The organism is Vreelandella piezotolerans (assembly GCF_012427705.1).
In the GTDB taxonomy this organism is placed as follows: Bacteria; Pseudomonadota; Gammaproteobacteria; order Pseudomonadales; family Halomonadaceae; genus Vreelandella; species Vreelandella piezotolerans.
This window is the reverse complement of record NZ_CP048602.1, coordinates 2,386,727-2,413,273: the sequence shown is the minus strand read 5'-3', so window position 1 is coordinate 2,413,273 and position 26,547 is coordinate 2,386,727. Positions and strand designations below refer to the sequence as shown.

Annotated in this window: 22 protein-coding genes and 1 riboswitch; of the genes, 4 read left to right on the top strand and 18 right to left on the bottom strand. The window is 60.6% G+C overall.

Going from position 1 to position 26,547, the window contains the following annotated elements; all coding sequences use genetic code 11:
- Window positions 1-14: 14 nt before the first annotated feature.
- From GYM47_RS11115 to GYM47_RS11095, 5 genes are read right to left on the bottom strand one after another with little or no spacing between them, the layout of a single operon-like run.
- Window positions 15-284, bottom strand: a complete 270-nt coding sequence (locus GYM47_RS11115) for a K+/H+ antiporter subunit F (protein WP_044629074.1) — start codon at window positions 282-284, stop codon at window positions 15-17.
- On the bottom strand, window positions 278-775 hold the full coding sequence (locus tag GYM47_RS11110) for a Na+/H+ antiporter subunit E (protein WP_153842825.1): 498 nt from the start codon (window positions 773-775) through the stop codon (window positions 278-280). The genes GYM47_RS11115 and GYM47_RS11110 overlap by 7 nt, the downstream gene beginning before the upstream one ends.
- Entirely contained in the window at window positions 772-2,283 is a 1,512-nt protein-coding gene (locus GYM47_RS11105; protein WP_153842826.1) for a monovalent cation/H+ antiporter subunit D, read from the bottom strand. The genes GYM47_RS11110 and GYM47_RS11105 overlap by 4 nt, the downstream gene beginning before the upstream one ends.
- Window positions 2,280-2,612: a Na+/H+ antiporter subunit C gene (locus GYM47_RS11100; protein WP_139527099.1), complete on the bottom strand. Its 333-nt coding sequence runs from the start codon at window positions 2,610-2,612 to the stop codon at window positions 2,280-2,282. The genes GYM47_RS11105 and GYM47_RS11100 overlap by 4 nt, the downstream gene beginning before the upstream one ends.
- Window positions 2,612-5,443, bottom strand: coding sequence for a monovalent cation/H+ antiporter subunit A (locus tag GYM47_RS11095; RefSeq protein WP_153842827.1), 2,832 nt, complete (start codon window positions 5,441-5,443; stop codon window positions 2,612-2,614). Before GYM47_RS11095 ends, GYM47_RS11100 begins: the two co-directional genes overlap by 1 nt.
- Before the next feature lie 159 nt (window positions 5,444-5,602).
- Here GYM47_RS11095 and GYM47_RS11090 point away from each other — a divergent pair, with 159 nt between their 5' ends.
- A complete protein-coding gene (locus GYM47_RS11090) occupies window positions 5,603-6,475 on the top strand; it encodes an ion transporter (RefSeq protein WP_153842828.1) in 873 nt (290 codons plus the stop codon).
- 16 nt (window positions 6,476-6,491) lie between these two features.
- Window positions 6,492-8,198: a 2-isopropylmalate synthase gene (gene leuA / locus GYM47_RS11085; protein ID WP_153842829.1), complete on the top strand. Its 1,707-nt coding sequence runs from the start codon at window positions 6,492-6,494 to the stop codon at window positions 8,196-8,198.
- Between the two features lie 111 nt (window positions 8,199-8,309).
- Here leuA and GYM47_RS11080 read toward each other — a convergent pair whose 3' ends face one another.
- The 12 genes from GYM47_RS11080 to epmB all read right to left on the bottom strand — a co-directional run bounded on the left by GYM47_RS11080 (window position 8,310) and on the right by epmB (window position 23,917).
- Entirely contained in the window at window positions 8,310-10,355 is a 2,046-nt protein-coding gene (locus GYM47_RS11080; RefSeq protein WP_196781550.1) for a pyrroloquinoline quinone-dependent dehydrogenase, read from the bottom strand.
- Between the two features lie 10 nt (window positions 10,356-10,365).
- On the bottom strand, window positions 10,366-10,722 hold the full coding sequence (locus tag GYM47_RS11075) for a hypothetical protein (RefSeq protein WP_153842830.1): 357 nt from the start codon (window positions 10,720-10,722) through the stop codon (window positions 10,366-10,368).
- A gap of 296 nt (window positions 10,723-11,018) precedes the next feature.
- Window positions 11,019-12,839 carry an allophanate hydrolase gene (atzF, locus tag GYM47_RS11070; RefSeq protein WP_153842831.1) on the bottom strand — a complete coding sequence of 607 codons (1,821 nt, stop codon included), beginning with the start codon at window positions 12,837-12,839 and terminating at the stop codon, window positions 11,019-11,021.
- A complete protein-coding gene (locus tag GYM47_RS11065) occupies window positions 12,836-13,561 on the bottom strand; it encodes a hypothetical protein (protein ID WP_194928573.1) in 726 nt (241 codons plus the stop codon). Before GYM47_RS11065 ends, atzF begins: the two co-directional genes overlap by 4 nt.
- Window positions 13,558-14,637, bottom strand: coding sequence for an isopenicillin N synthase family dioxygenase (locus GYM47_RS11060; protein ID WP_153842832.1), 1,080 nt, complete (start codon window positions 14,635-14,637; stop codon window positions 13,558-13,560). Before GYM47_RS11060 ends, GYM47_RS11065 begins: the two co-directional genes overlap by 4 nt.
- Window positions 14,634-18,260, bottom strand: a complete 3,627-nt coding sequence (gene uca / locus GYM47_RS11055; protein WP_153842833.1) for an urea carboxylase — start codon at window positions 18,258-18,260, stop codon at window positions 14,634-14,636. The genes GYM47_RS11060 and uca overlap by 4 nt, the downstream gene beginning before the upstream one ends.
- A gap of 75 nt (window positions 18,261-18,335) precedes the next feature.
- The gene (locus GYM47_RS11050; protein ID WP_153842834.1) at window positions 18,336-18,974 is read right to left on the bottom strand and encodes an urea amidolyase associated protein UAAP2; all 639 of its coding nucleotides are present in this window, start codon (window positions 18,972-18,974) and stop codon (window positions 18,336-18,338) included.
- Between the two features lie 11 nt (window positions 18,975-18,985).
- Window positions 18,986-19,708 (bottom strand): urea amidolyase associated protein UAAP1, encoded by a 723-nt coding sequence (locus GYM47_RS11045; protein ID WP_153842835.1) that lies wholly within the window; start codon window positions 19,706-19,708, stop codon window positions 18,986-18,988.
- Window positions 19,709-19,720: 12 nt separating this feature from the next.
- Window positions 19,721-20,527: an ABC transporter ATP-binding protein gene (locus GYM47_RS11040; protein ID WP_153842836.1), complete on the bottom strand. Its 807-nt coding sequence runs from the start codon at window positions 20,525-20,527 to the stop codon at window positions 19,721-19,723.
- Complete coding sequence (locus tag GYM47_RS11035; RefSeq protein WP_153842837.1) at window positions 20,524-21,351, bottom strand: ABC transporter permease; 828 nt, start codon at window positions 21,349-21,351, stop codon at window positions 20,524-20,526. Before GYM47_RS11035 ends, GYM47_RS11040 begins: the two co-directional genes overlap by 4 nt.
- A gap of 62 nt (window positions 21,352-21,413) precedes the next feature.
- A complete protein-coding gene (locus tag GYM47_RS11030; protein WP_153842838.1) occupies window positions 21,414-22,490 on the bottom strand; it encodes a putative urea ABC transporter substrate-binding protein in 1,077 nt (358 codons plus the stop codon).
- Window positions 22,491-22,548: 58 nt separating this feature from the next.
- A riboswitch (guanidine-I (ykkC/yxkD leader) is annotated at window positions 22,549-22,671 on the bottom strand.
- Between the two features lie 211 nt (window positions 22,672-22,882).
- On the bottom strand, window positions 22,883-23,917 hold the full coding sequence (gene epmB / locus GYM47_RS11025) for an EF-P beta-lysylation protein EpmB (protein WP_231125574.1): 1,035 nt from the start codon (window positions 23,915-23,917) through the stop codon (window positions 22,883-22,885).
- A gap of 116 nt (window positions 23,918-24,033) precedes the next feature.
- On the opposite strand from epmB, the gene efp reads away from it, so the two are divergent.
- Both efp and epmA read left to right on the top strand, forming a co-directional pair.
- Window positions 24,034-24,600 carry an elongation factor P gene (efp, locus tag GYM47_RS11020; protein WP_139527117.1) on the top strand — a complete coding sequence of 189 codons (567 nt, stop codon included), beginning with the start codon at window positions 24,034-24,036 and terminating at the stop codon, window positions 24,598-24,600.
- 99 nt (window positions 24,601-24,699) lie between these two features.
- Window positions 24,700-25,680 (top strand): EF-P lysine aminoacylase EpmA, encoded by a 981-nt coding sequence (gene epmA / locus GYM47_RS11015; RefSeq protein WP_153842840.1) that lies wholly within the window; start codon window positions 24,700-24,702, stop codon window positions 25,678-25,680.
- Window positions 25,681-25,703: 23 nt separating this feature from the next.
- Here epmA and asd read toward each other — a convergent pair whose 3' ends face one another.
- A complete protein-coding gene (gene asd / locus GYM47_RS11010; RefSeq protein WP_153842841.1) occupies window positions 25,704-26,546 on the bottom strand; it encodes an archaetidylserine decarboxylase in 843 nt (280 codons plus the stop codon).
- Window position 26,547: the final 1 nt, after the last annotated feature.

Here is a 26,547-nt window from a genome sequence, read left to right as displayed (position 1 = left end):
CCCATCGATCAGGTTCATTCGATAATATCTCCGCGCAGAATGTATTTGCACACGGCCACGGTGCTAATAAAGCCGAGCATGGCGATCAGCAGGGCCGACTCGAAATAGGTCTTACTGTTGAGCCATAACCCGAGTAGCACGATCAAGGCGATGGAGTTGACGTACATGGTGTCCAGCGCCAGCACCCGATCAGGGAGGTCGGGGCCCACCGTCAGTCGGTAAAGGTTCATTAGTAGAGCCATCACCACCAGCGCTAAGGTGATATAGAGCGCAATACTCAGCATTCGTAAATCTCCTTGAGCGGCCGTTCGTAGCGTTCGCGAATTTGCTCGATGAGCGCCTCTTCATCGTCCACATTCAACGCATGGATCAGCAGGGATTTGCCATCCATACGCAGGTTGGCCGATACGGTTCCCGGCGTCAGGCTGATCGTGCTGGCGAGCAGCGTGATGGTAAAACGCTCCTCCAGCATCAGGGGGTACTCGATGAAGTGGGGTTTGAGTTTGCGCCACGGGTTCGCGATCAGGTACGCCACCTCGAAATTGGCGGTCACGATATCGCCTAATACTCGCAATCCAAAGCGCAGTAGCAGTATGGGTTTGTTGATACGTGGCCGGGCATCCCAAAAGCGATGGGTCAACAAAGGAATCACTATGGCCAGCGCGCCCCCCAATACCAGCTGACCAAAAGCGTAGCTGCGTACCAGGAGCAGCCATACCAGAAGCAGCAGTAACGATAGCACCGGTGTGGGTAGCCATTTGCGTGGGATAATCATGGTGTTTCTCCTGCGTCGGGCAGCAGCGTTTCGATCAATCGCTGAGGGTTGGCAAGCTGCTCACCCGTGGCTTGGGTGTAGCTGCTTACCGGCCCGGCAAAGGCCACCAGCAGCGGCGCAGCGCTGAGTAGCCACAGCATGCCCATCCACTTATAGCGGGATAGCGGACTGCCGCTAGGGCTGCCCCGGTGGCTGCGCCAAAACAGCGTCGAGCCCGCCCGGGAGAGGGCGATGAGCGAGGCGAGACTGGCCAGCAGCAGCAGCGGCCATAGCCACACGCGCTGGGTGCCCTCGGCCGCTACCAGGACCATCGCTTTCCCCAAAGCACCCGACAGCGGTGGCATTCCCACCACGGCAATCGCACCGATGAAAAAGGCGATCGCCAGCGCATTGCCTTGTACCAGTGGGCGCCCTTTGACGATCCGCGTGCCGGCCTTGCCGCGCTGTAAGCCAATCATTTCCGCCAGTAGGAACAGGCCACCGGTCACCAGGGTCGTGTGGATGAGGTAGTAGAGCAGGGCAGACGTGGCCTCGGCGGAGCGCATGCCTACACCCGCCAGCAGCGTGCCAACCGAAATCAACACCAAGTAAGCCACCAACAGGCGTAGGTCACGGGCGGCCATCACGCCTACGCCAGCCGCTGCCAAGGTGGCAAGGGCTAGCCACCATACCCACGGCTGTTCCAGCGCGACGAGCCCGCCTGCCTGCTCGCCAAACATCAGCGAATAGACCCGAAGAATGGCGTAGATACCCACCTTGGTCATGATGGCAAACAGGGCTGCCACCGGGGCAGGTGCCGCTGCGTAGGCGCGGGGGAGCCAGAAATAGAGCGGCAAAATGGCCGCTTTCAGGCCAAATACCACCAGCAGCATCAGCGCACCGGCCGTTACAAGCCCTTCACGCTCGGCGGGCAGGCTGGCGATTTTATAGCCCATATCCGCCATATTGAGCGTGCCGGTGGCCCCGTACAGAATGCCAACCGCAATCAAGAACAGCGACGAGCCTGCCAGGTTGAGCACCACATAGTGAACGCTGGCCTGAATGCGCGCTTTGCCGCCGCCGTGTAGCAGCAGTGCGTAGGAAGCCAACAGCAGCACTTCGAAGAAAACGAACAAGTTGAACAGATCGCCGGTCAAGAACGCGCCGTTGATACCCAGCAACTGCCACTGGAACAAGCCGTGGAAGTTACTGCCTTTCTCGTCGTCGCCACCGCAGGCAAACACCACAGCACCCACGGCTAACAGAGACGTCAGGAGCACCATCAGCGCGGAGAGGCGGTCGAGCACCAGTACGACGCCAAACGGGGGTTGCCAGTCGCCCAACGCGTAGTAGGTGATATCGCCGCTGGCGGCTTGGTGCAGCAGGGCAATCGAAGCTAGCAGCAATAGAAACGTGGCAACGACACTGACGGCGCGCTTGTAATGCACGAGCCCCTGGCGTTGGTAAAGCAACAAAATACCTGCGACCAGCGGCAGTACCACGGGCAATACAATCAGATGCTGAATCATTCGCGGTCTTCCTTTTTACCATCCACATGGTCGTTACCGACTTCGCTACGCGCCCGCATGGCGAGAATGACGACGAACGCCGTCATGGCAAAGCCGATGACGATGGCGGTGAGGACCAGTGCTTGAGGAAGCGGGTCGGCGAACTGAGAGCCCTCATTGACTAACGCGGCGCCATCCGTGGTCAGCCCGCCCATGGAGAACAAGAACAGATTGACTGCATAAGAGAGCAGCGTAAGGCCCACCACGACCGGGAACGTCCTTCCACGCAGCGTCAGATACAGCCCGCAGGCAGTCAAAACGCCCGTGGTAATGGCGTAGAGCATTTCCATTAGTGGGACTCCTTTTCGTTCGGCGTGTCGTGGTGGTCGGACATCTTCGGATCGGTCACCGGTCGGTGCGGTGTCGTCACCTTGCCCAAATTGGCCAAAATCATCAGTGTGGCGCCCACCACCGCGAGATACACACCCAAGTCGAACAGCAGCGCCGTGGCAAGCTCGAACGTGCCAATCAGCGGTAGACTGAAATAGCCAAACGACGAGGTTAGGAAGGGGTAACCCAGCAGCCAACTACCCAGCCCGGTGAGGGTGGCAATGGCCACACCGACCACGGCGACGGGCTGGAAGGGAAAGTTCAGGCGCTCCTGTGCCCACTCGACGCCCCGCGCCATGTACAGCAGGATCAACGCAACCGCGGTGATCAAACCGGCAATGAAGCCGCCGCCGGGCTGGTTATGGCCGCGTAAGAAGATGAAGGCCGATACCAGCAGTGCCAACGGCAGCAGTGCCATGGAGATCGAGGTCAAAATGGCCGGGTAGCGATCCGGTGACCAGACGCGCCCCTCGCCATCGCTGTGTGGCATGAACAGGCGCAGGCGGTTGAGCAGTTTGAAAATGGCCAGGCCGGCAATCGCCAATACGGTAATTTCGCCCAGCGTATCGAAGCCCCTGAAGTCGACCAGGATGACGTTGACCACGTTGTAGCCGCCGCCGCCAGGCTTGCTGTTCTCCACGAAGAAGTTGGAAATCGAAAGCGTCTCGCGAGTCATCACCGCGTAGTTCAAACTGGCCACCACGAGGCCCAGCGCACCGGCTAGCAGGATGTCGCGTACGTTGCGCATCGGACTCGATTCGGTTGGTGTTTTTTGCGGCAGAAAGAAGAGTGCCAGCATTAGCAAAATCATCGTCACGACCTCTACCGACAGCTGGGTCAACGCGAGATCCGGTGCGGAGAAGCGGGCAAAGGTCAGGGCGACGAACAGGCCCACTACCGACAGCATCAATAGTGATATCAAACGGTAGCGGTGGGTGGCTGCAGTAGCGACACCTCCAAACATCAGCATGCCTGCGCCGAGCAGTACGACGCCATCGATGGGCTGATTGCCTTGGCTCCCCGTCAGTTCTTGGATGCTGGCAAGACCGATCACCCCCATGAGTAGAGCGGCCCCCAGTAACCAGCCCATGTAGCGCTGTAGCGAATTGCCTTCCAGCTTGGTCATGACCTGTTCGGCGCGATAGCCGGTGGAAAGGATCAAACGCTCGAAAACGCGACGGGCATCGACGCTGTCGAAGGGCTGCATGAAACGACGCAGATCGGCATGGCGCCAGTACATGGCAATGCCCGCTGCAAAGGCGAGCAAGCTCATCATCAATGGCAAATTCACGCCGTGCCAGATGGCGAGATAGAACGATAACGGCTCACCCAACACGGCGTGGGTGGCTAGCTCCAAAATACCGGTCGCAAAAAAAGCAGGGAATAGGCCCACCAAGACACATAGCGCAACCAAAAGCTCCACGGGCAAACGCATGAGGTGAGGCGGCTCGTGAGGGGCTTTGGGCGTCTTCTCGCGGGCGGGCTTGTAGAAGACCGCATGGACCAGTCGCAGTGAGTATGCCACCGAGAGAATGCCGCCCAGCGCCGCCAACGCGGGCAGTACCCAGCTCAAGCCGCCCAGCACGGGAGTGGCGAGTGTCTCGGTAAAAAACATCTCTTTCGATAAAAAGCCGTTGAACAGCGGTACCCCCGCCATGGCGGCGGCGGCCAAGGTGGTGAGCAGGGCGGTGACCGGCATCGCTTTTTTTAGCCCGCCAAGCTGCTTCAGCTCCCGGGTGCCGGTTTCATGGTCGATGATACCCGCACTCATGAACAGCGCTGCTTTGAAGGTAGCGTGGTTCAGGATATGGAACAGCGCCGCCAGCACGGCCATGGGGCTGCCAATCCCCAGCAGTACGGTGATCAAGCCCAAGTGGCTGACGGTCGAAAACGCCAAAATGCCTTTCAAGTCGGTTTTGAACAGCGCAAACCACGCGCCATAGAGCAGCGTGATGGTACCCACCAGTGGCACGATCACGCTCCACAGCGCGCTATCGGCAATGGCCGGATGCAAACGCGCCATGAGAAAAATGCCCGCTTTCACCATGGTGGCCGAGTGCAGGTAAGCCGATACCGGCGTAGGAGCCGCCATGGCGTGGGGAAGCCAGAACTGAAAAGGAAACTGTGCGGACTTGGTGAACGCCCCCAATAATACTAGCACCAGCATCAGCGGGTAGCGCGCATCCTCGACGATGGCAGCGCCGCTAGTCAGTACGACATCCATGCGGTAGCTGCCCGCCATATCGCCCAGCAGAAGCAGGCCCGCCAGCAGAGCCAGTCCGCCTGCACCGGTCACGGTCAGTGCCATGCGTGCCCCTTTACGAGCATCGCTTCGGTAGGACCAAAAACCAATCAGCAGAAACGACGATAGGCTGGTCAGCTCCCAGAACAGCCAAAGTAGGATCAAATTGTCGGACATGGAAATGCCGACCATCGATGCCATGAACAGCATCAAGAAGGCGTAAAAACGTCCAAAAGGCTCATCGCTTGCCAAATAAAAGTGGGCATACAATAGAATTAGCAGTCCTATGCCCAGTATGAGCAGGTTGAAAAGCAGCGACAGGCCATCAAGGCGAAACGCCAGCTCCAGGCCAAGGGCGGGCATCCAGTCGGCTGCAAAACGCAGCGCTTCGCCCTCCAGCAGGGCCGGAATTTGCAGCAGCGTGAGTAGTAGCGCCGTTGCTGGCAGTATGCCCGTGGCAAGCGAGCACCAAGTGCGGCCGCGTTGGGCAGTCAGTGCCGGCACCAGTACGCCCAGTAACGGCAGTAAGGCGATCCACAGCAGTGTCATGAGGTCATCCAGCGCAAAAAATCAAAAAGTCACCCAAGCAACGAGCGTTGCCCAGGAGGCGAAGATACATCAAGTGAAACAACAGGATATCACTTGTATGGAAGGTGCGTGATTTTAGTATAAAGTGTCGACGTTAATCGTTAAGAGACTCCTTGTTCCATGAGTGAACCCTTTAATACCTGGCAAGCCCGCTTTGAAAAGCTGCGTAGCAACAAGTTTTTTGAAGGGTTGGTCATTTCCATTATCGTGATCTCTGCGCTGGTGATTGGCGCGAAAACCTACGAAGAAACATCCCGAATAGAGCAGTGGTTGCTCTATCTGGATGTTGCCGTCACGGTGTTCTTCCTGGTCGAGATTCTGATCAGAATGGCAGCCGAGCGCAACTTAGTCAGCTTTTTTAAGAAAGGCTGGAACGTTTTTGATTTTTTGATCGTCACCGCCAGCCTGATTCCTATGGACGATTCGGAGATGGTGCTGCTAGCGAGACTGCTACGGATCTTCCGTGTACTGCGCTTGGTATCGATGATTCCCGAGCTACAGATGCTGCTCGCGGCGCTGGTCAAGTCGATTCCCCGCATGGGCTACGTCGTGCTGCTCATGTTCATCATCTTTTATATCTATGCGGCGCTGGGAAGCTTTCTTTTTCACGACGTGGATGAGTTTTTATGGGGCAACATCTCCATTGCCATGTTGACGCTGTTTCGCATTGCGACGTTCGAGGACTGGACGGACGTGATGTACGCCACTCAGGAAGTTTACGTTTGGAGCTGGATTTACTACTTGACGTTCATTTTTCTTACGGCGTTTATTTTTCTTAATATGATGATAGGTATCGTGCTGGACGTGATGCAAAAAGAGAGCGCGCAACTCGATGCCGACCATGAGGAAGGCGATCCGGCACAGCTGCAGGCGCTGCGTGATGACGTCCACTCGCTGAAAATGCAGCTCGATCGTATGGAAGCCGCCATGGCAGAGCGTCATGCAGCTACGACGCCTCCACATCGCCCTTCAGACTCTGCGACAACCGATTAACGACAGGAGCGCCACTATGATGCTGTCCGACCCCTCTAAAAAGTATCGCCCCTTCGTGGCCGTGGACTTGCCTGACCGCCAGTGGCCAAGCCAGCGTATCGACACACCGCCCATCTGGTGCAGCGTGGACCTGCGCGATGGCAACCAGTCGCTAATCGATCCGATGGATCAAGAGCGTAAACAGCGCCTGTTCGACATGCTCTTGAAAATCGGTTTCAAAGAGATCGAAGTGGGTTTCCCTTCCGCCTCGCAAACCGACTTCGACTTCGTACGTTCGCTGATCGAGCAAGACAAAATTCCTGAGGACGTGACCATTCAGGTCCTGACCCAAGCGCGTCCACACTTGATCGAGCGCACCTTCGAGGCGTTGAAGGGCGTCAAGAACGCCATCGTTCACGTCTACAATGCCACCGACCCGATGTTTCGTCGGGTGGTGTTCAACGTGGATAAAACCGAGTGCGTGCAGATTGCTGTCGAAGCGACGGCGCAGATTCGTGACTTGATGGCGGCCAACCCGGAGACGAACTGGACTTTTCAGTACTCCCCCGAGCTATTCACCACCACCGAGATGGACTTCGCCGTCGAGATCGTCGAGGCGGTGATGGATACCTTTGGCCCTAGCGTCGACAATAAAATGATCGTCAACCTGCCGGCCACGGTGGAAGTCGCCACGCCGAACAACTACGCCGACCAGATCGAGTTGTTCTGCCGCCATGTGAAAAAGCGCGATACCCTGATCGTCAGCGTTCACCCGCACAACGACCGTGGCACTGGCGTGGCGGCCGCCGAGCTAACGCTGATGGCGGGAGCGGATCGCGTCGAGGGCACGCTGTTTGGCAACGGCGAGCGTACGGGTAACGTGGATATCGTCACGCTGGCGATGAACATGTATACCCAAGGCGTTCATCCGCAGCTCGACTTCTCCAACATCACTCCCATCATGCGTGAGGCCGAGTATTGTAACCAGCTGCCCGTTCACCCACGTCACCCCTATGTGGGCGATCTGGTCTTCACCGCATTCTCGGGCTCTCACCAGGATGCCATCAAAAAGGGCATGGCCGACCGTCGCGTTCACCCTGAAGCGCCGTGGGATGTTCCCTACTTGCCCATCGACCCCCTAGACGTTGGCCGTAGCTACGAAGCGGTCATTCGCGTGAATAGCCAGTCGGGCAAGGGCGGTATCTCCTACTTACTAGAGCAGGAGTACGGGATCGAACTGCCGCGCAGACTCTCTATCGAGTTCAGCCAAGTGGTCCAGGAAGTCGCCGACCGCACGGGTAAAGAGATCACCTCGCAGATGATCTACCAAGCCTTCGCCGACGAATACTTGGAACAGCGCTCACCCCTGGCACTGGTCAACCATCGCCTCTCGTCCGAGCCAGATAGCCCTAATGTGGCGCTGGAAGCGACGGTCGAGAATGGTGGTCAGCGGCAAACTCTGACCGGCGAAGGCAACGGCCCGCTGGCCGCGTTCATCAAAGCGCTGGTGGCAAGCGGGCAAGAGGTGGAAATCATCGACTACCACGAGCACTCCCGTGGCCAGGGAGCCGATGCCGAGGCCATCGCCTACGTCGAGGTGCGTATCGATGGCAAAGCGGTGTTCGGCGTAGGCACCGATGAGAGCATCACCAGCGCCTCCATGAAGGGAGTGCTGAGCGCCATTAATCGCCACTACTCCACTCAGCCCGCAGCGGCAAACGTGACGGCAGCGACATTGGGATAAGTGCTCAGACGATCCCTCCAAAAAGGATATCTGCGCACTGAAAGGGGGCGTTAATCAAAACGGAGCTGCCCCTATAGGCCGCTCCGTTAATGGATGCCTCAACCGCCGACGCTATTCTGGCAGGGCGTAAACGGCGATCTGATCACCTACCTGATTTTTCAGAATGGTATTGCCACCAGAGACGAAGGCGACGTATTGCCGGCCCTCGTACTCATAGACCGCGGGGTTGGAGACGGAAGGGGCTTCGGTTTGGTCCGACCATAGCTCCTCACCGGTTTCCAGCGAGTAGGCACGTACCTTGGCATCCATCGAGGCGCCGATGAAAATGACGTTACCAGCGGTGACGGCTGGACCGCCAATGGTAGGCGAGCCCCAACGTTCGGGCATGAAGAAGCCATACTGTTGAGAAACGCCCATTGGGCGGCGCCATTTGATGTCTCCCGTGGTCATATCGATGGCAACGAGTTCGCCGAAGGGCGGCTCCCAGCAAGGCATGCCCCAGCGATTGAGCGCGACTTCCAAACGCATACCGTAGGGCGCTCCTTCCTGAGGGGCGAAGCCGCTTTCGTTGCCTGATCCGCTATCTGCTTTTTCATAGGCCTCGCGCTCATATAGCTTGATGTACTGCACGATGTGCGAGGTATTGACGATAGCGGTCTGGCTGTCAGGCTCGAAGGCCACTCCACCCCACTGCACGCCGCCGGCGCTAATGGGATAGCCCAGCGTGCCTTCACCTTGAGTCGTCGGTGGGGTGTACATGCCTTCGTAGCGGAGTTCATCCCAGAGCGCCGAGCATTCGCCAAAGCTGACTGCGTCGGCAAGCGCCCAAACGTTGGGTTTCTCGGATTGATCCAACAGCGGTACCGGTTTGGTCGGGAATGGCTGGGTGGGCGCGTAAACCTCACCTTCGACGCTACCGTCGCCGCTCGGCACTGGCCGCTCTTCGATAGGCCACACGTCCTCGCCGGTTTCGCGATTCACCACGAAGAGAAAGCCCATTTTGGTCGCCTGAAGCAGCGCCGGGATCTCTTCACCATCGACGGTAATGTCCATCAACGTCGGGGCCGCAACGGTATCGTAATCCCAGATATCGTGGTGAACCCATTGGCGTGACCACACCACCTCGCCTGTCTCGATATCCACGGCGGTGGTGGATGTTCCTAAGGGCACTTCCTCGGTGCGATTGCCGCCCCAGTAGTTGGGCGATGGCGAAGACACGGGTAAATATACTAACCCTAGCTCTTCATCAGCGGACATATGTGTCCACACGTTAGCCGTTCCGCTCTGCTCTCGCACCTCATCAGAGAGCGCCTGGAATGTCCATTCGCGCTCGCCGGTGCGCGCATTGATGGAGAAGACCGTGCCAGGGGGCGCCTGCTCATAGGCCCAATCATTGCCTGCCCAGCCAAGAATCAAGTGGTCGCCCACAACGGTGGGTGGCTGCAGTAATGACAAGGGCCATTTATCGTGGGTGTCGTTCCATTGATTGACGTCGAGCACGCCGTTCTCGGCAAAGTCTGCGCACTGTTCGCCGGTATCGGCGTCGACTGCAAACAGCTGGGCATCCATGGTGCCCATGTAGATTATTTTTTGGCAGGGCTCGCCTGCTTCTGAATCAGTCGCCTCCCAATAGGCGACACCGCGATTCTTCAAGGCGGGCTGGGTGAGAGCTTCCAAGGAGGATTGTGTATCGAAACTCCATTTCTCTTCACCACTTGCAGGGTCAAGTGCCAGGATCCGGTAAAACGGCGTGCCGATGTACAGCGTGTCATTGGCAAACACCGGCGTGGCTGACCAAACCGTCGCGGGCAAATCGCCTGAGCCATCGGCCACATCGCCCGTATGCAACTCCCAGACTTTTTCCAAATCGGCGACGTTATCTGCAGTGATCTGATCGAGCGGGCTGTACTTCTGGGCGTTGAGCTGGCCGTGGAAGCTATCCCAGATGGGCTCTCCAGGTACCAATGGGATGGGTGCGGCGCTAGAAGCTGTTTCCAATGAAGCATTGTCTTGCGCTGTTGATGGTTCGTTCTCGACTGAGACCTCCTGAGCCATGAGCGGCAACGGGGTTAGGCCGAGGGTCAAAGCGGTCATCGCGCTTAAACCAGGCTTAAAGGACATCAGTGGAGCGCTGGAGAGGGATAAACGGGTCGTCATGAGCAGCTCCTTAAGAATGCACAAGGCGCGCCGGGCGCATCAGGTCGAGTATCAGGCCTATTAGGCCTACTACCATGGCTACGCCTATCCACCATTGATGAAGTAGCACAGCGGCGAATCCCGTGCCGCCGAGACCCAGCAGAATGAGTATCCGTAGGAAAATGGCAGTGCCGGGACCTTGAGTAGACGCCAGTAGCAGGGCCAATATGGCAAGCGCGAGACAGGCCAAGATGGCTACCAATGCACCGAGTGTTCCAGTGACGCCGGTCAGTGGAGTGAAATAGGCATACAGCGCGATGGCAAGCCCCGTAAGCGACGCGATTAGCAGGACGATCGCGCCCGATTTTGAGGGAAAAGATGACGACATGACGAGTTGGCCTCCTGCCGTGGGTGGTTCCTGATCTGAAATCTAACGCCGCATCAAGCAGAGTTAGACTTATAAACCTAGCAGAAAACCTCATCCTTACGATTTGGAAACATGCAAAGGCTCCAAAGTCGCCTATCCCGTTTTCGTAAGCAGAGATGGGGCAAAGCTAAATGACCTATCTCAAATAAAGGGCTCAATGACTTGGTTCGCATAAAGTAGGAGGCACCGCAAACATGCTGGTATCCGGGTGTCTGGTTTAAAAGGCTCATCCACGAGATGAGCCTTATAGGTGGGAGCTATGAATGACTCGCTAGCCATCCGCGCCAACCGCCAAATGCGGTGATGTCCTCTGCCTTACCCCCTTCATTGAGCGCACCGGCGGTGCAGATGAAGCCACATTTCCAGCTTCCGTCGGCAAGCTCCACTTGGCCCAAGCCGAGCGGTGCAGGAATACCGGCTAACAAGCTGCCAATGGTGGCGATGGGTAAGCGCCATACTTCCACTTCGATGGCTTGGCCATGCTCGTCGCGCAGCATGGCCGGGCGTTTGGGCGGCCCACCCGCTAGTGCGAAGAGCTTGTAGCGGGGCGCGCTATGGGTGGTGCTGATCAGTTGGCCGCCCCGTTCGGTCAACTGGTGATTGAGCGGCAGGCCTTGCAGGTGCGCGCCGCATACCACCAGCTCTAGCGTGCCGTCTTGAGCAGTGGTGGCATGGGCAGCCAACGCCGAGCGGGCGATACCCGAGGCGCCTAACGGCAGCATCGAGCGTGCTTCGAGGGCTCGGCCCAGAGAGAGCAGTGACAAGTCATCGAACACGGGCCCAAATAGCGTGATGCCTACCGGCAGATTGTCGTCCGTAAATCCGATGGGCACTGCCAGCGCGCTGTAGTCGAGCAGGTTCATGAAGTTGGTCCAGGTGCCCAGGCGCGAGTTCACGCCAATCGGGTCGGCGGCCACGTCTGCCTTGGTGGGGTGGGTCACCGTGGTGGGCGAGAGCATCACGTCCACCTGGCCAATCAGGGCATCGGCCTGGCGTTTGAATTCGGCGAGCTTGTAGCGTGCATCGAAGGCATCCACCGCCAGCGGAGTCGCGCCGCCTTGCGTGATATCGAAGGTGACAGGGTGCACCGCCTGCGGGTCACGCTGCATCAACTCGCGGATGACATGGTAGCGCTCGGCCACCCAGGGCCCTTCGTACAGCAAGCGTGCGGCGGCCAGTAGCGGCGTACAGTCCAGCTCGACTTTTTCCCCGCCAAGAGCCTCCAGCTCGGCAATCGCCTGTTGCATCCCCTGAGTATAGGCCGCATCGGTGTGCCATTGAGACGCCAGCGGCACCCCAAACCGGAAGGTCGCAGGCGCCTGTCCATAGCGTTGACCGTACACGGCAAAGTCATGCTTTCGCGACCAGGCGCACTGATCGTCATAGACCGCCGTCACACCGAGCACCTTGGCGGCATCGTCGGCGGTGAGGGTAAAGAGGCTAATGGTGTCCAGCGTGGCGCAGGCGGGCACGACGCCGCGGGTGCTGAGCAGGCCAAGGCTAGGTTTGACGCCGTATAAATTGTGGAAGCAGGCGGGCACGCGGCCGGAACCGGCGGTATCGGTGCCTAGCGCGAAGCTCACCATGCCTGCGGCTGTGACGACCGCCGAGCCGCTACTGGAGCCCCCCGGCACCCGCTCTGGGTCGAAAGCGTTGGCCGGCGTGCCGTACACATCCAGGGCACGCTCACCCACCAGCCCAGTGGCAAACTGATCGAGGTTGGTTTTCCCCATGGGTATCGCGCCCGCATCGATCAGCCGTTGTACCACGAAGGCGCTCTCTCGGGGCGTATAGGCGTAGGCCGGGCTGCCAGCAGTGGTCGGCATCCCCGCCAGATCGATGTTGTCTTTGATGGCAAAGGGAATACCGTAGAGCGGCAGCGTCTCCGGCGACTCACCCTCCAGACGCTGCAGGTAAGGGGCCAACTGCGCGCGATCCAAACGCGTTATCCAAGCCGGCTCGGCGCCGTGGCGTTCAGCTTGAGCCAGCAGCTCGTCGATGAGCTGAGGGGGGGTCAGGGCACCTTGTTGATAGGCGGTATGGAGGCTGGCGATATCCAGGGAAATAGAGCGTGTCATGATGGGCTCCTTGGGAAGGCGGGCGTCATAGCATTGGTTGAAGAGCAGGTGGCGTCGTTCAAGACATGATCCTGCCTCCAGGGCTGTGTGGAGAGCTCGATGTGCCACCCGTTTGGGCCGCGTTGGCAGTAGTCGATGCACAGGCTGGCTCGCCGGCGCAGATCGTCGAGGCTGGCGTGGCGGGGTAGCGCGAAGGGGTCGGATTGATCGGCGATGGGTGGGCGGGGGGTGATGGCCATGGCGTGATCGCCGAGCGCCAGCCAGCGCAGCCGGCCCTGCCCATCGACGCGTACCGTCTCCGCCGCGCTGGGTGCCGTGAGCCGCTGCCAATGCTCGACGTAGTGTCCGACCGGGTGCCGCTCTTCCAGCGTATCCGCCTGCCAGCGCAGCAGGCCCACGTCTTTCTCCAGGCTAGGGCAGAGATCCTGCAGGCGATGCCAGGTGCATACACCGCCATCTATTTGGGTCAGCCCTGCAAAGGCCGTCAGGCTGGCCAACCACTCGAGCTGCGCTCGGTTGCACGCTGCGAGGCTTTGAACGTGGCTGAAGTCAGGTGATTCGAGGGGGATGCGCAAGTCGGCATGCCACTGCTGGCCCTGTAGCCACACCACCCGGGTGGTGGTATCGGTTGCCCGGTACGGCGGTGTGTGGGGCTCGGCATAGAGCGTGCGCTGCCACGCCCCTTGGTACGCTGGATGCACGCTGGGAAGTGGCATCGTCATGACGTCGCTCCCGTGCTGCCCGGCGCTTTTTGCTTGCCGTGCTGGCCCAGGGTACCAACTTCTCTGGCGTCCTCTGGGAGCGTAATCTCGCCCGCTGCCAAGCGCTCGCGTAGGTAGCGAAAGGTTTGGATGGTTTGGGCATAGAGGTGGTCGCCTGCGGTCAGAGCGCCGTAGTGGGCCTGCCCATGGCGAGCGACGAGTTCGGGGAGCGGGGCGACCCTGGTGGGGTAATCGCAGGCGAAAAACAGCGGAAACGAGTAGCGCTCCTCCTTCACTTTGCGTACCCGGTGAGAGGTGGCGACGAATTCGCCGTTGCTCCAGATCTCCAGCATATCGCCAATGTTGACGACCAAGGCGCCCTCCTTGAACGGCACGTCGATCCACTCGCCGTTGCCATTCATCACCTCGAGCCCGGGGGCGGTGGGCAGCAGCAGGGTAAAGCATTCGTAGTCCGTGTGGGCGCCGATGCCTTGTGCGTCCTCGGCATCGGGGTTGTAGGGGTAGTGGATCAGGCGTAGCTGGCTGGGCGGCTTGTTGACGAACTGCAGCAGCTGCTCGGGCGCAAGCCCCAATGCCATGGCAAAGCCGCCCATTAGTGCGCGCCCGACGTGGTAGGCCGCGTCATAGTAAGTGGCTACGGGTTCCTTGAAGCCCTCTAGGTCGGGCCAGGGATTGGGACCGAGCAGCGGCGTTCCGGCTAGCACTGCAGGGTCATCGCTGGGTAGCTCGAACGCGAGGTCGAAGGCCTCTTTCATATCGGGCTTGGCCGGGTCTGGCGACTCTTCGCCGGGCGGCACATAGCCGCGATGGTGGTGATAGAGGCCGATGTAGCGCTCCATTTTGGTCGCTTCGGGCTGGGCAAAGAAGCGTTTGGCCTGGTGAATCAGCCCGTCGCGCAGCGAGTCATCGATGCCGTGGCCCACCATTTGGAAGAAACCCACGTCACGGGCGGCGCGCCCCAGTTCTGCGGCCACCTCACGCTTTGCCTGATCGTCCCCATGTAGCAGGGGGTGAATGTCGATGACAGGAATCGCCTGAAAGCCCGCCAAGCGCTGGTTGCCAGTGGGTGTGCTCATGCGTTGGCCTCCTCTTCCTGGATAAGTACCACCAGCGGCTGGCCGGGGCCGAGGGCCGCGCCTTCGGCGAGCGGCAGCCGGACGACCCGTCCGGCGCAGTGGGCGGTGACCTCGACCTCCATTTTCATCGACTCCACCAGCGCCACGGGTTGACCCGCGCTGACCTGCTCGCCCTCCTTGACCAGCAGTTTCCATAGGCTGCCGGTGACTGGGCTTTCGATCCCCAACTCGTCTTCGTCGAGCGCGTCGACGTCGGCGCTTGCCGGGGCTTGATCTTCGAAGGTGAACTGGCCATTGGCACGCCAAGCGGCCATTTCCGCTTGAAAGGCCTGCTCACGCCGGGTGCGAAACGCCTCGATGGCCTCGGCGTTAGCCTCGATCTCGGCTTGGTAGTCGGCCAGTGTGAAACGGGTCGTCTCGATGGAGAGATCGAAGCGCCCGTGGGGGAAGTCGCGGCGGATGTGCTGCAGCTCGTCGTGACTCACTTCATAAAAGCGCAGCTGATCGAAAAAGCGCAGCAGCCACGGGTTGTCGAAGTGCCGAGTCGTGCGGTAGCGGTTCCACATCTGCAGCGTGCGGCCCACGAACTGGTAGCCGCCGGGGCCCTCCATGCCATACACGCAGAGATACGCGCCGCCAATCCCCACCGAGTTTTCCGCCGTCCAGGTACGCGCCGGGTTGTATTTGGTGGTGACCAGGCGTTGGCGCGGATCGAGGGGAGTGGCGACCGGCGCTCCTAGGTAGACATCGCCCAGCCCCATCACCAAGTAGCGGGCGTTGAAGACGATGTCGCGCACTTGCCGTTCGCTCTCGAGGGCGTTGATTCGGCGTATGAAATCCAGGTTGCTGGGGCACCAGGGGGCGTCGGGACGTACGCTGCGCTGATACTTGTCGATGGCTTCCTGGCAGGCGGGATCGTCCCAAGAGAGGGGCAGGTGCACGACCCGAGACGCCACTTCCAGCGACTCGACGTCCACCAGCGCCTGTTCGGCTTCGCGCAGGTGGTCAAGCAGCGCGTCAAGGGTCAGCTCCCGCGGTTCGAAATGCACCTGCAGCGAGCGGATGCCGGGGGTGAGCTCTCGCAGGCCCGCAATGGAGTGTTCTTGCAGCCACAGCATCCAGGCGTGGACGCGAAAGCGTAGGGCGATGTCCAACTCCATGGCGCCGAATTCGATCAGTAGGAAGTCGTCCCCAGCCCGGCGGTAAACGATGCGCTCACCCGCCTCTTCGGCAGGAACGTCGCGCAGCACCGGGGTGCTCTGCTCCCAGTCGAGCGTCACGTCGGGTGCTGGTGTCAGCGACGCCAATTGGGCGAGCTGGCGCTCCTCCAGCGCCCGGGCGGTGGCCAAGGTGACCGGAAAGAAGCGTACTTTGTCACCGGCGGTGAGCTGGCCAAGCTTCCAGCGTTCGGCGCGCACCACGGTGGCGGGGCAGACGAACCCCCCCAATGACGGGCCGTCCGGGCCCAGAATGACCGGCATGTCGCCGGTAAAGTCGATGGTGCCAAAGGCGTAGGCGTTATCGTGGATGTTCGAGGGGTGTAGCCCTGCCTCGCCGCCGTCTGCCCGAGCCCACTCCGGCCGCGGGCCGATCAGGCGCACGCCGGTGCGGCTGGAGTTGTAGTGCACCGCCCACTCGTGGTCGAAAAAGCGGTCGATATCGGCGTCGGTAAAAAAATCCGGCGCGCCGTGGGGGCCATACAGTACGGCAATCTCCGTGACGTCGGACGCTGCGCGACCGATGGCGGGCACCAGCGCGCTATCGAGGGTGCGCTGGGGAGCCGGGGTCAGCGCAGGCAGGGTGAGCATGTCGCCGCTGCGCAGGGCGCGGCCCCCGTGGCCGCCAAATTGGCCGAGCGTAAAGGTACTGCGAGAGCCCAGGTAGCGCGGGCACTCGATACCGTGACGCACCAGCAGATAGGCGCGGGCGCCTGCGGTGGCCTTGCCCAGCGTCAGCGTGGCACCGGCGGGCACGTCGATGACGGCCCAGCGGTCGATGGCGCGACCCTCCAGCGAGGCGGAGAGTTCAGCCCCGGCGAGCACGATCTGGGTGGCCCGATGAAAGCGCAGCGTGGGGCCTTGGAGAGTGATCTCCAGGCCCGCGGCCTCTGGTGGGTTGTCGAGCAGGCGGTTGCCCAGCCGAAACGACCAGTCGTCGAACGGGCCGGAAGGCGGCACGCCCACGTCCCAGTGGCCCTGGCGGCCGGGGAAGTCTTGAATCGTGGTCAGCGTGCCTGGTGTGAGCACTTCGATGGCGGGCGGTGCCCAATCCAGTGTCGTGAGCCAGTGGGTGTCGATATCCGCCTGCTGAAAGCGCTCGGCGCGCAGCACGTGAGCCAGCCAGCGGCAGTTGGTGGTAATGCCGTAGACGCTGGCGCTGTCCAGGGCATCTGCCAGCTCGGCGGTGGCCTGCCCGCGGCTGGCGGCATGCACCATCACCTTGGCCAGCATGGGGTCGAACAGCGGTGAGACCTCCAGGCCCGCCTCGATGGCGTGGTCGATGCGCAGGCCGCTGGCCTCGGGAAAGCGAACGTCCGTCAGCAGACCGGCGCTGGGGCGAAAGTCGTGGGCGGGGTCTTCGGCGTAGAGGCGCGCCTGCACGGCGTGGCCGTGGGGGGCGAGGCCTTGGGCCAGGCCTTCCAGGTCGGGCAGCGCACCGGCGCCGAGTCGGATCATCCACTCGACGATGTCCACGCCGTAGACCAGCTCTGTAACGCCGTGCTCCACTTGAAGGCGGGTATTGACCTCCAGGAAGTAGAAGGCTTCGCGCTCGGCATCGTAGATGAACTCGACGGTGCCCGCGCTGCGGTAGTTGACCGCTTTGCCTAGCTGCACCGCCGTGGCGTGCAGCGCTTGGCGAACGGCGTCGGGGAGGTTCGGCGCCGGGCACTCCTCCAGCACTTTTTGGTGGCGGCGCTGGGTGGAACAGTCGCGCTCACCGAGGGCGATGACGCTGCCCTGGCCGTCGCCAAATAGCTGCACTTCCAGGTGGCGGGCGCGGGCGATATAGGCTTCCAGAAAGACGCCGCCATCGCCGAAATTGCGCTCGCCCAGGCCTTTCACCGATTCGAAGGCGCGCTCGAGTTCTGCCGGGGTGCGGCACACCTGCATGCCGATGCCGCCGCCGCCCGCCGTGGATTTGAGCATCACCGGATAGCCGATCCGCTCGGCGGCCTGCCTGGCGTCGTCGAGGCTGTCGAGCAGCGCCGAGCCGGGTACCAGCGGTACGCCCGCCCGTTCGGCGAGCGCGCGGGCTTCGTGCTTGAGGCCGAACTGGCGTATCTGTTCGGCGGTGGGGCCGAGAAACGTCAGCCCAGCGGCATCGCAGGCGGTGATGAAGCGGGTATTCTCCGAGAGAAATCCGTAGCCGGGGTGGATCGCCTGGGCGCCACTCTGCTGGGCGATGGCAATCAGCTTGTCGATGTCGAGATAGGTGTCGCTGGCGCCGCCCTCGCCAAGGGCATACGCCTCATCGGCTCGATGCACGTAGGGGGCATCGCGGTCGGCATCGGCATACACCACGACACTGCCCACGCCTAGCGCATTGAGCGTGCGTAAGATTCGCGCGGCAATGGCGCCGCGGTTGGCAATCAGGACTTTGCTAAACGTTTTCTGGGTGGACATGGCTCTGCCTGCAAACAAAGGCGGGTCGTCCCGCAGGTTGCTTTGCCTTCTAGGGTCGTCCCTAGGGCGAACGGGTCATTCCCAAACCAACAGCTCGATGGGCGTGGGGTCGTAGCCGTTACAGGGGTTGTTGAGCTGGGGGCAGTTGGAGACCAGCACGATCACGTCCATCTCGGCGACCATCTCCACGTATTTGCCCGGCGCGGAGATGCCATCCTCGAAGGTCAGCCCGCCGTCGGCGGTGACCGGCACGTTCATGAAGAAGTTGATGTTGTGGGTGATGTCGCGCTTGGTCAGGCCGTACTCTGGATGGTTGACAATGGCCTGCATCCAGTTGTCACGGCAGGAGTGCATATGGCGCTTCTCCAGGTCGTAACGCACGGTGTTGCTTTCGCTGGCGCAGGCACCGCCCAAGGTGTCGTGGCGGCCGCAGGTGTCGGCGGTGAGCGTCAGCATCGTGCGGCCTTCGCTGGAGATCAGCTTGGAGCCCGCGGTCAGGTAGACGGCTCCCTGTTCGCGAACGGTATCCATGGCGCTGTAGTGCTCGGCGGTGTCAGCGGCGCTGAAGAACAGGGTGTCGGCGGCCTGGTTGCCCTCTAAGTCGAGAATGCGCAGGGTTTGGCCACGCTTGACGACGCCGATGTAGTGGTCGCCCGCGTTCACCGTGGTTCGGCTGACGGCATTTTCGGGGCGTAGGGTGCTTTCGATGATCATGCGGTTCTCCCTTACAGGCCGAGGTGGTAAAGGCGGTTGTTGGCAAATCCGCGGGCGTTTTCGGGCCGCGAGCGGTAGCAGGGGTCGTCTTCGTTGGGCGCCTCGGCGATGCCCAGCGCGATATCGACGCCGCGCCGTGGATAGTCGGCGGCGGGATCCAGCGGGTGGGGGCAGGTGTGCAGCAGCACCAGGGTATCCATCTCGAAGCGCAGCGTGACGCGGTTGCCTGGCTGGCAGTGGTCGCTGACGTAGCTCAGCTTGCCTGCGTCATCGCTCTCGACCCGGGAGAACAGGTTGAGGTTGGCCGCCATGTCGCGGCGCCCTAGGCCATACTTGGCCAGTTCGACCAGGAAGGCGTCGAAGCCGGTGCGCGTCCAGTCGTTGTGCGCCTGCTGATAGCTCACCGGTTGCCAGCCTTTGGCCAGCAGATGGTGGGGCATCAGGTTGCCGCCCACGCTGTCGTGCCAGCCAAGGTCATCGTGGGTGATCGAGGCGAAGATGCGCCCCATGTCCGAGTAGAGGCAGTGACCCTGGGTGAGCTTGAAGGTGTGCTGGGCCTTCAAGGTGTCCGGCAGGTTCAAGCGTTCCAGCAGGTTTTCGGGGTTGTAGCACAAAAGCCCGACGTTGCTATCGGCCTGTTTGGCGGTCAGCGTCAGCGTCGTGCCACGGCGCAGGCGCAGCGACCAGTGGTGCCCGCCGGGCAGGTGGGTGGTGTAGTGTGCATCGTGGGTCATCAAAACGTCTCCTTACAGCAGCGTTTCCTGGGTATGTGTCGCGACGCCCCGTTCGGCAAGCTGCTGGCTGAACGCTTGGGCACTCAGCGCTTCGTCGGTGTGCTGGCCCAGGGGCAGGTCGTAGGTAATGGTGGCGCCATAGGCGTTGGGGGCTTGCGGGTCGTGGCGGGTTTTATCGAACACCCAGAGCCGCGTGCCCAGCGCGAAGGCCTCTTTTAGGTCGTGGGTAATCATGAAGATGGTGAGCTGCTGCTCCTGCCAAAGGCGCGTGATCAAGGCGTGCATGTCCTGACGAATCCCTGGGTCGAGGGCGCCAAAGGGTTCGTCCAGCAGCAGGATGCGCGGGCGCATCATCAGCGCTTGGGCGATGGCGAGGCGTTGCTGCATGCCGCCGGAAAGCTCATGGGGGTACTTGTGCAGCGCATGGCCCAGGCCCACTTCGTCGATGCGCGCGTTGGCGTTCTCGATGGCGCGACGCCGGGTAGCGCCAAAGGTCTTGCCGAGCAGTTTGGCGCTGTGCAGCTCATCGGCCATCATCACGTTGCCCAGCACCGTCAGATGGGGGAAGACCGAATACTTTTGAAAGACCACGCCGCGGTCGGGGCCGGGCTCGTTGGGAATGGGCTGGCCATCCAGCAGCAGGGTGCCTTTGGAAATGGCTTGGGTGCCCAGCAACATTTTCAAAAACGTCGTTTTACCGCAGCCCGAGGCGCCCACCAGCGTGACGAACTCCCCTTGCTCGACGCTGAAGTTCAGATTCTCCAGCACGATGTGGTGGCCGTAGTGCTTTTCCAAGCGTTTGGCGGACAGCAGGCTCATGACTTGTCTCCTTCGCCAGCGTGGTACCAGGGAAAGGCGAGGCGCGACGTCCAGGCGAGCAGTTGGTCGAGCAGAAACGCCAGCAGCGTGATCCACGCCACGTAGGGCAGAATGACGTCCATCGACAGGTAGCGACGCACCAGGAAGATGCGATAGCCAAGCCCCTCTTGGGCGGCAATCGCCTCGGCGGCGATCAAAAACAGCCAGGCGCTGCCCAGCGCCAAGCGCGTGGCATTGAGCAGGCGTGGGGTAAGCTGGGGCAGCAGCACCCGGAGCAGCACCTGCCAGGAGCTGGCCCCCAGGGTTTGCGCTTTGATCAACTGCTCGTCGGGCAGCCGCAAGGCGTGGCCCTGGAGGTCGCGAATCAGAAACGGCGTGACTCCGATGACGATCAGCGCGATCTTGGCGGCCTCGCCGGTGCCAAAGGCGATGAACAGGATGGGCAGTATCGCCATGGGCGGAATGAGCGACGCCACGGTGACCAGCGGTGAGAGCTTGGCGCGGATGAGGGGAAGACCGCCGTTCAAAATGCCCACGACCAGACCGATGAAGGCGCTGATCGCCACGCCAATGAGAATGCGCTCTAGGCTGGCGAAGGTATCGGTCCAGAGCACGATTTGCCCCGTCCGCACGTTCTCGGCGGTGGCCAAATGGTAAAACGAGCCTGCCATGGTAGCCGGTGTCGGCAGCAGCCGGTCGTTGGGGTTCTCGGCCAGCCGGGCATTGGAGAGGCTCAGGTAGAGCATGGCCAACACGACGAAGGGCAGCAGTCCGAGCAGCCATCGGCTCCCCCGCGAAGGGGCTAGATTAATGAGTCGCTTCATGGCGAGTGTCCATCGAGAGGAGAAGCAGAGGGAGCGGCCCATGGCCACTCCCATGGCGCGAGTTACTGGGCGTCGAGGTACGCTTGGGTAAAGCTAGGGTCGAAACGCAGCTGCACGTTGCTCTCGTCGCCGAACACGCCGCTGGGCGTTTCGATACCGACGACTTCGGCATTAGGCGCCATGTCGCCCAGCAGTCCGTGCTGGAAGCTGAACTCGGCGACCCGCCCCATGGTGTCGAGCAACTCGGGGCTCTCCATCAAGGCGATGGCTTCTGCTGGGTCGGTATAGAGATAGGTGGCGTCCAACTGACGCTTGTAGCCCTCCAGGTCGGTGCCCGCAGCATCGGCCATGATCGTCAGCGCCTGCTCGTCGTCGGCGGCGACCAGATCCATGACTTCATACCAAGCGCCGACCAAGGCGTGGCCGAGCGCAGGGTTGTCCGCCAGGGTTTGGGTATTGACCACCATCATGTCGAGAATTTCGCCGGGGATCTCCGCAGAGGTATACACCACGTTGCTGTCGGGCATGTCCGTGATGGCGCCTAGCTGGGGGTTCCAGGCGACCACTGCTTCGGTGGTGTCGCTGGAGAAGAGACCGACGATGTCTGCATCGGAGGTGTTGACGGTTTCGATGTCACGTTCGGTCAAGCCAACGCTCTCGAGGGCGCGTGCCAGGAAGTAGTGGGAGACACTAAACTGAACGAGATTAACGCGACGGCCTGCAATGTCGGCAAGATCGTCGCTGCCTTTGAGCACGATGCCGTCGTTACCGTTGGAGTAGTCGTTGATGATCAATGCGGTAGAGTCGACGCCGCTGGCGGCAGGAATCGTCAGGGCATCCATGTTGGTCATGGCGCAGCCGTCGACGTTGCCGGAGGTGAACTGGTTGATGGACTCGACGTAGTCGTTGACCTGCACCACGTCGATGCTGATGCCGTACTCGTCGGCCCACTTATCGACGATGCCTTCGACATCGGCGTAGGCCCAGGGCATCCAGCCCGCGTAAATCGACCAGCAGACGCTGAAATCGTCGCGTTCTTGGGCCTGGGCAGGGGTGATCGCTAGGGTCGACGCTAGCAGTGCGGCAGAGAGGGGAGCGAGCGAGAAACATTGGGGGGAGATACGGATGGCACGGGTCATGTCAGCCTCCAGGGTCTAGGAAAAAAACTCGGGGGCATCGGCGCATCACTGCACCTTATCCTCCCGGGCTTTTGTCCCGCCGTGTAACCTAACGTCAAGGCATTAGGTCGATTGCTCTCGGACCAGCCACGTCCATCAGGGGCCTATCATTGATGGCGTCGGAACCCTAGCGATCTATTGGAAACTCTATTGTTGGGCAGCGCTAGCCGCCGATACCCCGCTTGTTACGCTTAGAAACTGAGCAAGATCGCTGCCGATCATCGTTAACTCTTTATATTTCATGGTGTTAAAGCGCTTTCGTTGCCAAAAAAGGCGGCGCGGCTCGTTTGTTTCATGCCTCTTGACGGTGCAAAAAGGCAGCGAATGCACTCATATGCATCGCTTAGTCAGCCTCATAGCGGCGTTTTACTCCCTTTTCCGGGGATCTCCCGCACCAAGCGCGGCATCAAAAAACCGGGCAAATGATCGCGCAGTGCAGCCACCAAGTCGCGGGCTTCGTCGTCGGGCACATCGAAATGGGCAGCGCCCTGTACAGGATCGAGTACATGCAGGTAGTAGGGCAGAATGGCTGCCTCGAACAGCCGCTCCGACAGCGCTGCCAAGGTGGCGACGTCATCGTTGATGCCGCGCAGCAGCACGCTCTGGTTGAGGAGCGTTGCGCCCGCTCGTTTGAGTCGCGCGCAGGCATCGACGACCGCCTGATCGATCTCGTTGGCGTGGTTGATATGCAATACCACGACCGTTTGCAGGCGTGTCGATGTGAGCCAGCCGAGTAAAGCGTCATCTACTCGGTCAGGAATCACCACCGGTAGACGGGTATGAATGCGCAGTCGCTTGAGGTGAGCAATGCTTTCTAACTGTTCGACCAGCCAGGCCAGTTGGCGGTCATTGGCCGCCAACGGGTCACCACCCGACAAAATTGCCTCGTGTAGGGTCGTGTCGCTACGTAGGTAGTCGAGTGCTTCCTGCCACTGCGCTCGGGAGGGGGAGTTGTCGCTGTAGGGGAAATGGCGGCGAAAGCAGTAACGACAGTTGATCGCACAGTTAGGGCTGGCGATCAGCAGCACCCGGCCCGCATACTTATGGATCAACCCTTTCGCTGGCCGATGGTCGGCCTCTTCCAGAGGATCGACGACGTAGCCTTGAGGCGTCAGCGCCTCATCGCCAAGCGGCATCACTTGGCGCAACAAGGGGTCGTTGATGTCGGCATGGGCGATTCGTGTGAGGTACGCTTCCGGCACGCACACGTCGAAAAGGTCATGCCCTATTCGAGCGACCGCTAGCCAGTCACGGCTCAAACCCAGCCGTTCACACAGTATTTGTGGGTCGCGAATGGCGTGAGTAAGCTGCTGCTGCCAAGTGGAAGGCACCCGTGCGTCACGATGGCTTTGCGCTTCAGACGCGGCAATAATGATGTTCTCCTGCAAAAAAGCCCTCCTTCGGGTTATCATGCGCGCACTTATTGAGCGACGCCATAGGCAACGTATGGCATCGCGCATCACCTGTCGAAGCCAATAACTGAAATGGATGATTGAGAAACATTATGGCGAACTATTCTACCAACGAATTCAAGGCCGGTCTGAAAGTAATGCTCGACGGCGACCCTTGCTCGATCGTCGAGAACGAGCTGGTCAAGCCGGGTAAAGGCCAAGCGTTCAACCGCGTCAAGCTGCGCAACTTGATGACGGGTCGTGTCGGTGAGCGTACGTTCAAATCCGGCGACTCACTGGAAGGTGCCGACGTCATGGACCTGGAAATGGAGTACCTCTACACCGACGGTGATATGTGGCACTTCATGAAGACCGACGGCTCTTTCGAGCAGTATGCCGTCGAGAAAAAAGCGCTCGGCGATACTGAAAAATGGCTCAAAGAGCAGGTGCCGTATACGCTGACCCTTTGGAACGACAAGGCGATCTCGGTCACGCCGCCCAACTTTATCGAGCTGGAAGTAGTCGAAACCGATCCCGGCTTGAAGGGCGATACGGCCCAGGGCGGCTCGAAGCCAGCCACACTATCGTCAGGTGCCGTGGTTCGCGTTCCGCTGTTCATTAACCAGGGGGAAGTCCTGAAAATCGACACCCGTTCTGGTGAGTACGTATCACGCGCTTGATCGCGCGATAACCAAAGCGGCAGACGTAGTCGCTCGAGCATTTCATTGATAAAGCCACGCGATACTATTGCGTGGCTTTATGCTGTTAGGGAGAAGGGAATGACACTGAACTGGCAGCCAACGGCAACGGTGGACACCTTGCGCGAGCGCGCTCGCTTGATCGCTACGGTGCGCGCCTTTTTTGCCGCGCGGGACATATGGGAAGTGGAGACGCCAGTGCTCGGCCAGGGGGGGAGTACCGATGTGCATTTGGTGTCGCTAGCGACGCTTGCCCGCACGGATAAAGGTCAGCGCAAACTATGGCTGCAAACCTCGCCCGAGTTTCATATGAAGCGGCTGCTGGCAGCCGACAGCGGCCCCATCTTTCAACTGGCCAAAAGCTTTCGTGATGGTGAAGTGGGGGCACGACACAATATCGAATTCACCATGCTGGAGTGGTATCGCCCTGGATTCACACTCGCACAGCTGATCGAGGAAACGACGGCGTTGGTGGCGCACGTGCTGCCGCAGTCACCGGGCCCGGTGGTGCACTACCGTTATCGTGAACTTTTCCACCGTCACTTGGAAGTCGACCCGTTCACCACGTCGCTGGAAACGCTGCGAACGCTAGCGGCGCAGCGGGGCAATATGTCGGCCCAAGCGCTAGCCGAAGAGGGGCGCGATACGTGTCTGGATCTATTGATGGGCATGGTCATCGAGCCCACGCTTGGGCAGCAGGAGCTGAGCGTGGTAGTGGATTACCCGGCGAGCCAGGCGGCGCTGGCGCGCCGCCATCGAGATGCCGATGGTGAGTGGGTGGCGTCGCGCTTCGAGCTATACATGAACGGCATCGAGCTGGCCAACGGCTACGATGAGCTGACCGATGCCGAAGAGCAGCGCCAGCGTTTCGATGCGGATAATGCCGAGCGCCGCCGGTTAGGGCTGACGGAAGTGGAGGTCGATGCTCATTTGCTGGCAGCGCTAGAGCAGGGGCTGCCCGCCTCTTCCGGCGTAGCGCTAGGGCTGGATCGTTTGATTCAGCTGGCGCTGGGCAAAGCACGTTTGGAAGAGGTCTTGGCGTTTTCGACGGCCAACTGCTGACCAATAGCGTTGGCCATCTTGCATTAAGGCGTGGCTGTCGCTAGGGACTGGCCCATCTGGATTTTCGTCCCTAGCGCATGGTTGCCGAACATAATGGGGTTGGCAAAGCACATGACCACGGTGGAACCCAGCTTGAAGCGGCCCATCTCCGCGCCTTTTTCCAGCACGATGGGCTGCCCGAAGCGCATACGCTGCGGGTGGCCCGACAGCGGCGTGACCTGACCAGACCAAACCGTCTCGATGGCCGCCACGATCATGGCGCCCACCAGCACCATGGCCATCGGGCCGTGTTCGGTATCGAAGATACAGACTAAGCGTTCATTACGGGCGAACAAGCCGGGCACATGGTTAGCGGTAGCTTGATTGACCGAGAAGAGACGCCCAGGCACGTAGATCATTTCCCGGAGCGTGCCGGTTACCGGCATGTGCACGCGGTGATAATCGCTTGGCGAGAGATAGACCGTCGCAAAGCTGCCGTTCAAAAACTCATCGGCCAACCTTTTGTCGCCGCCCAGCAACGTTTGAGCGGAAAACGTGTGCCCCTTTGCCTGCACTAGCATGCCCGCCGTGGTGAGGCGGCCAAACTGAGAGAGCGTGCCGTCAGCAGGGCTCAGCACACCGTCACCCAGTGGGCGCGCATCGGCTCTTAGCGCCCGGGTGAAGAAGTCGTTGAACGTGGAGTAGGCGGTCGGGTCTGGCTCGAGTGCCTGGCTCATATCCACGTTGAAGCGCTTGATGAACGCATTGATCAGAGTGTTTTTTACCCAAGGGTGATCGCACTGGCCAAACTTACCCGTTAGGCGTGATAGGGCGTGCTGAGGCAGCGGGTACTGCAGCAGTGAAAAGGCTTTTTGGGAAAGAGTCACA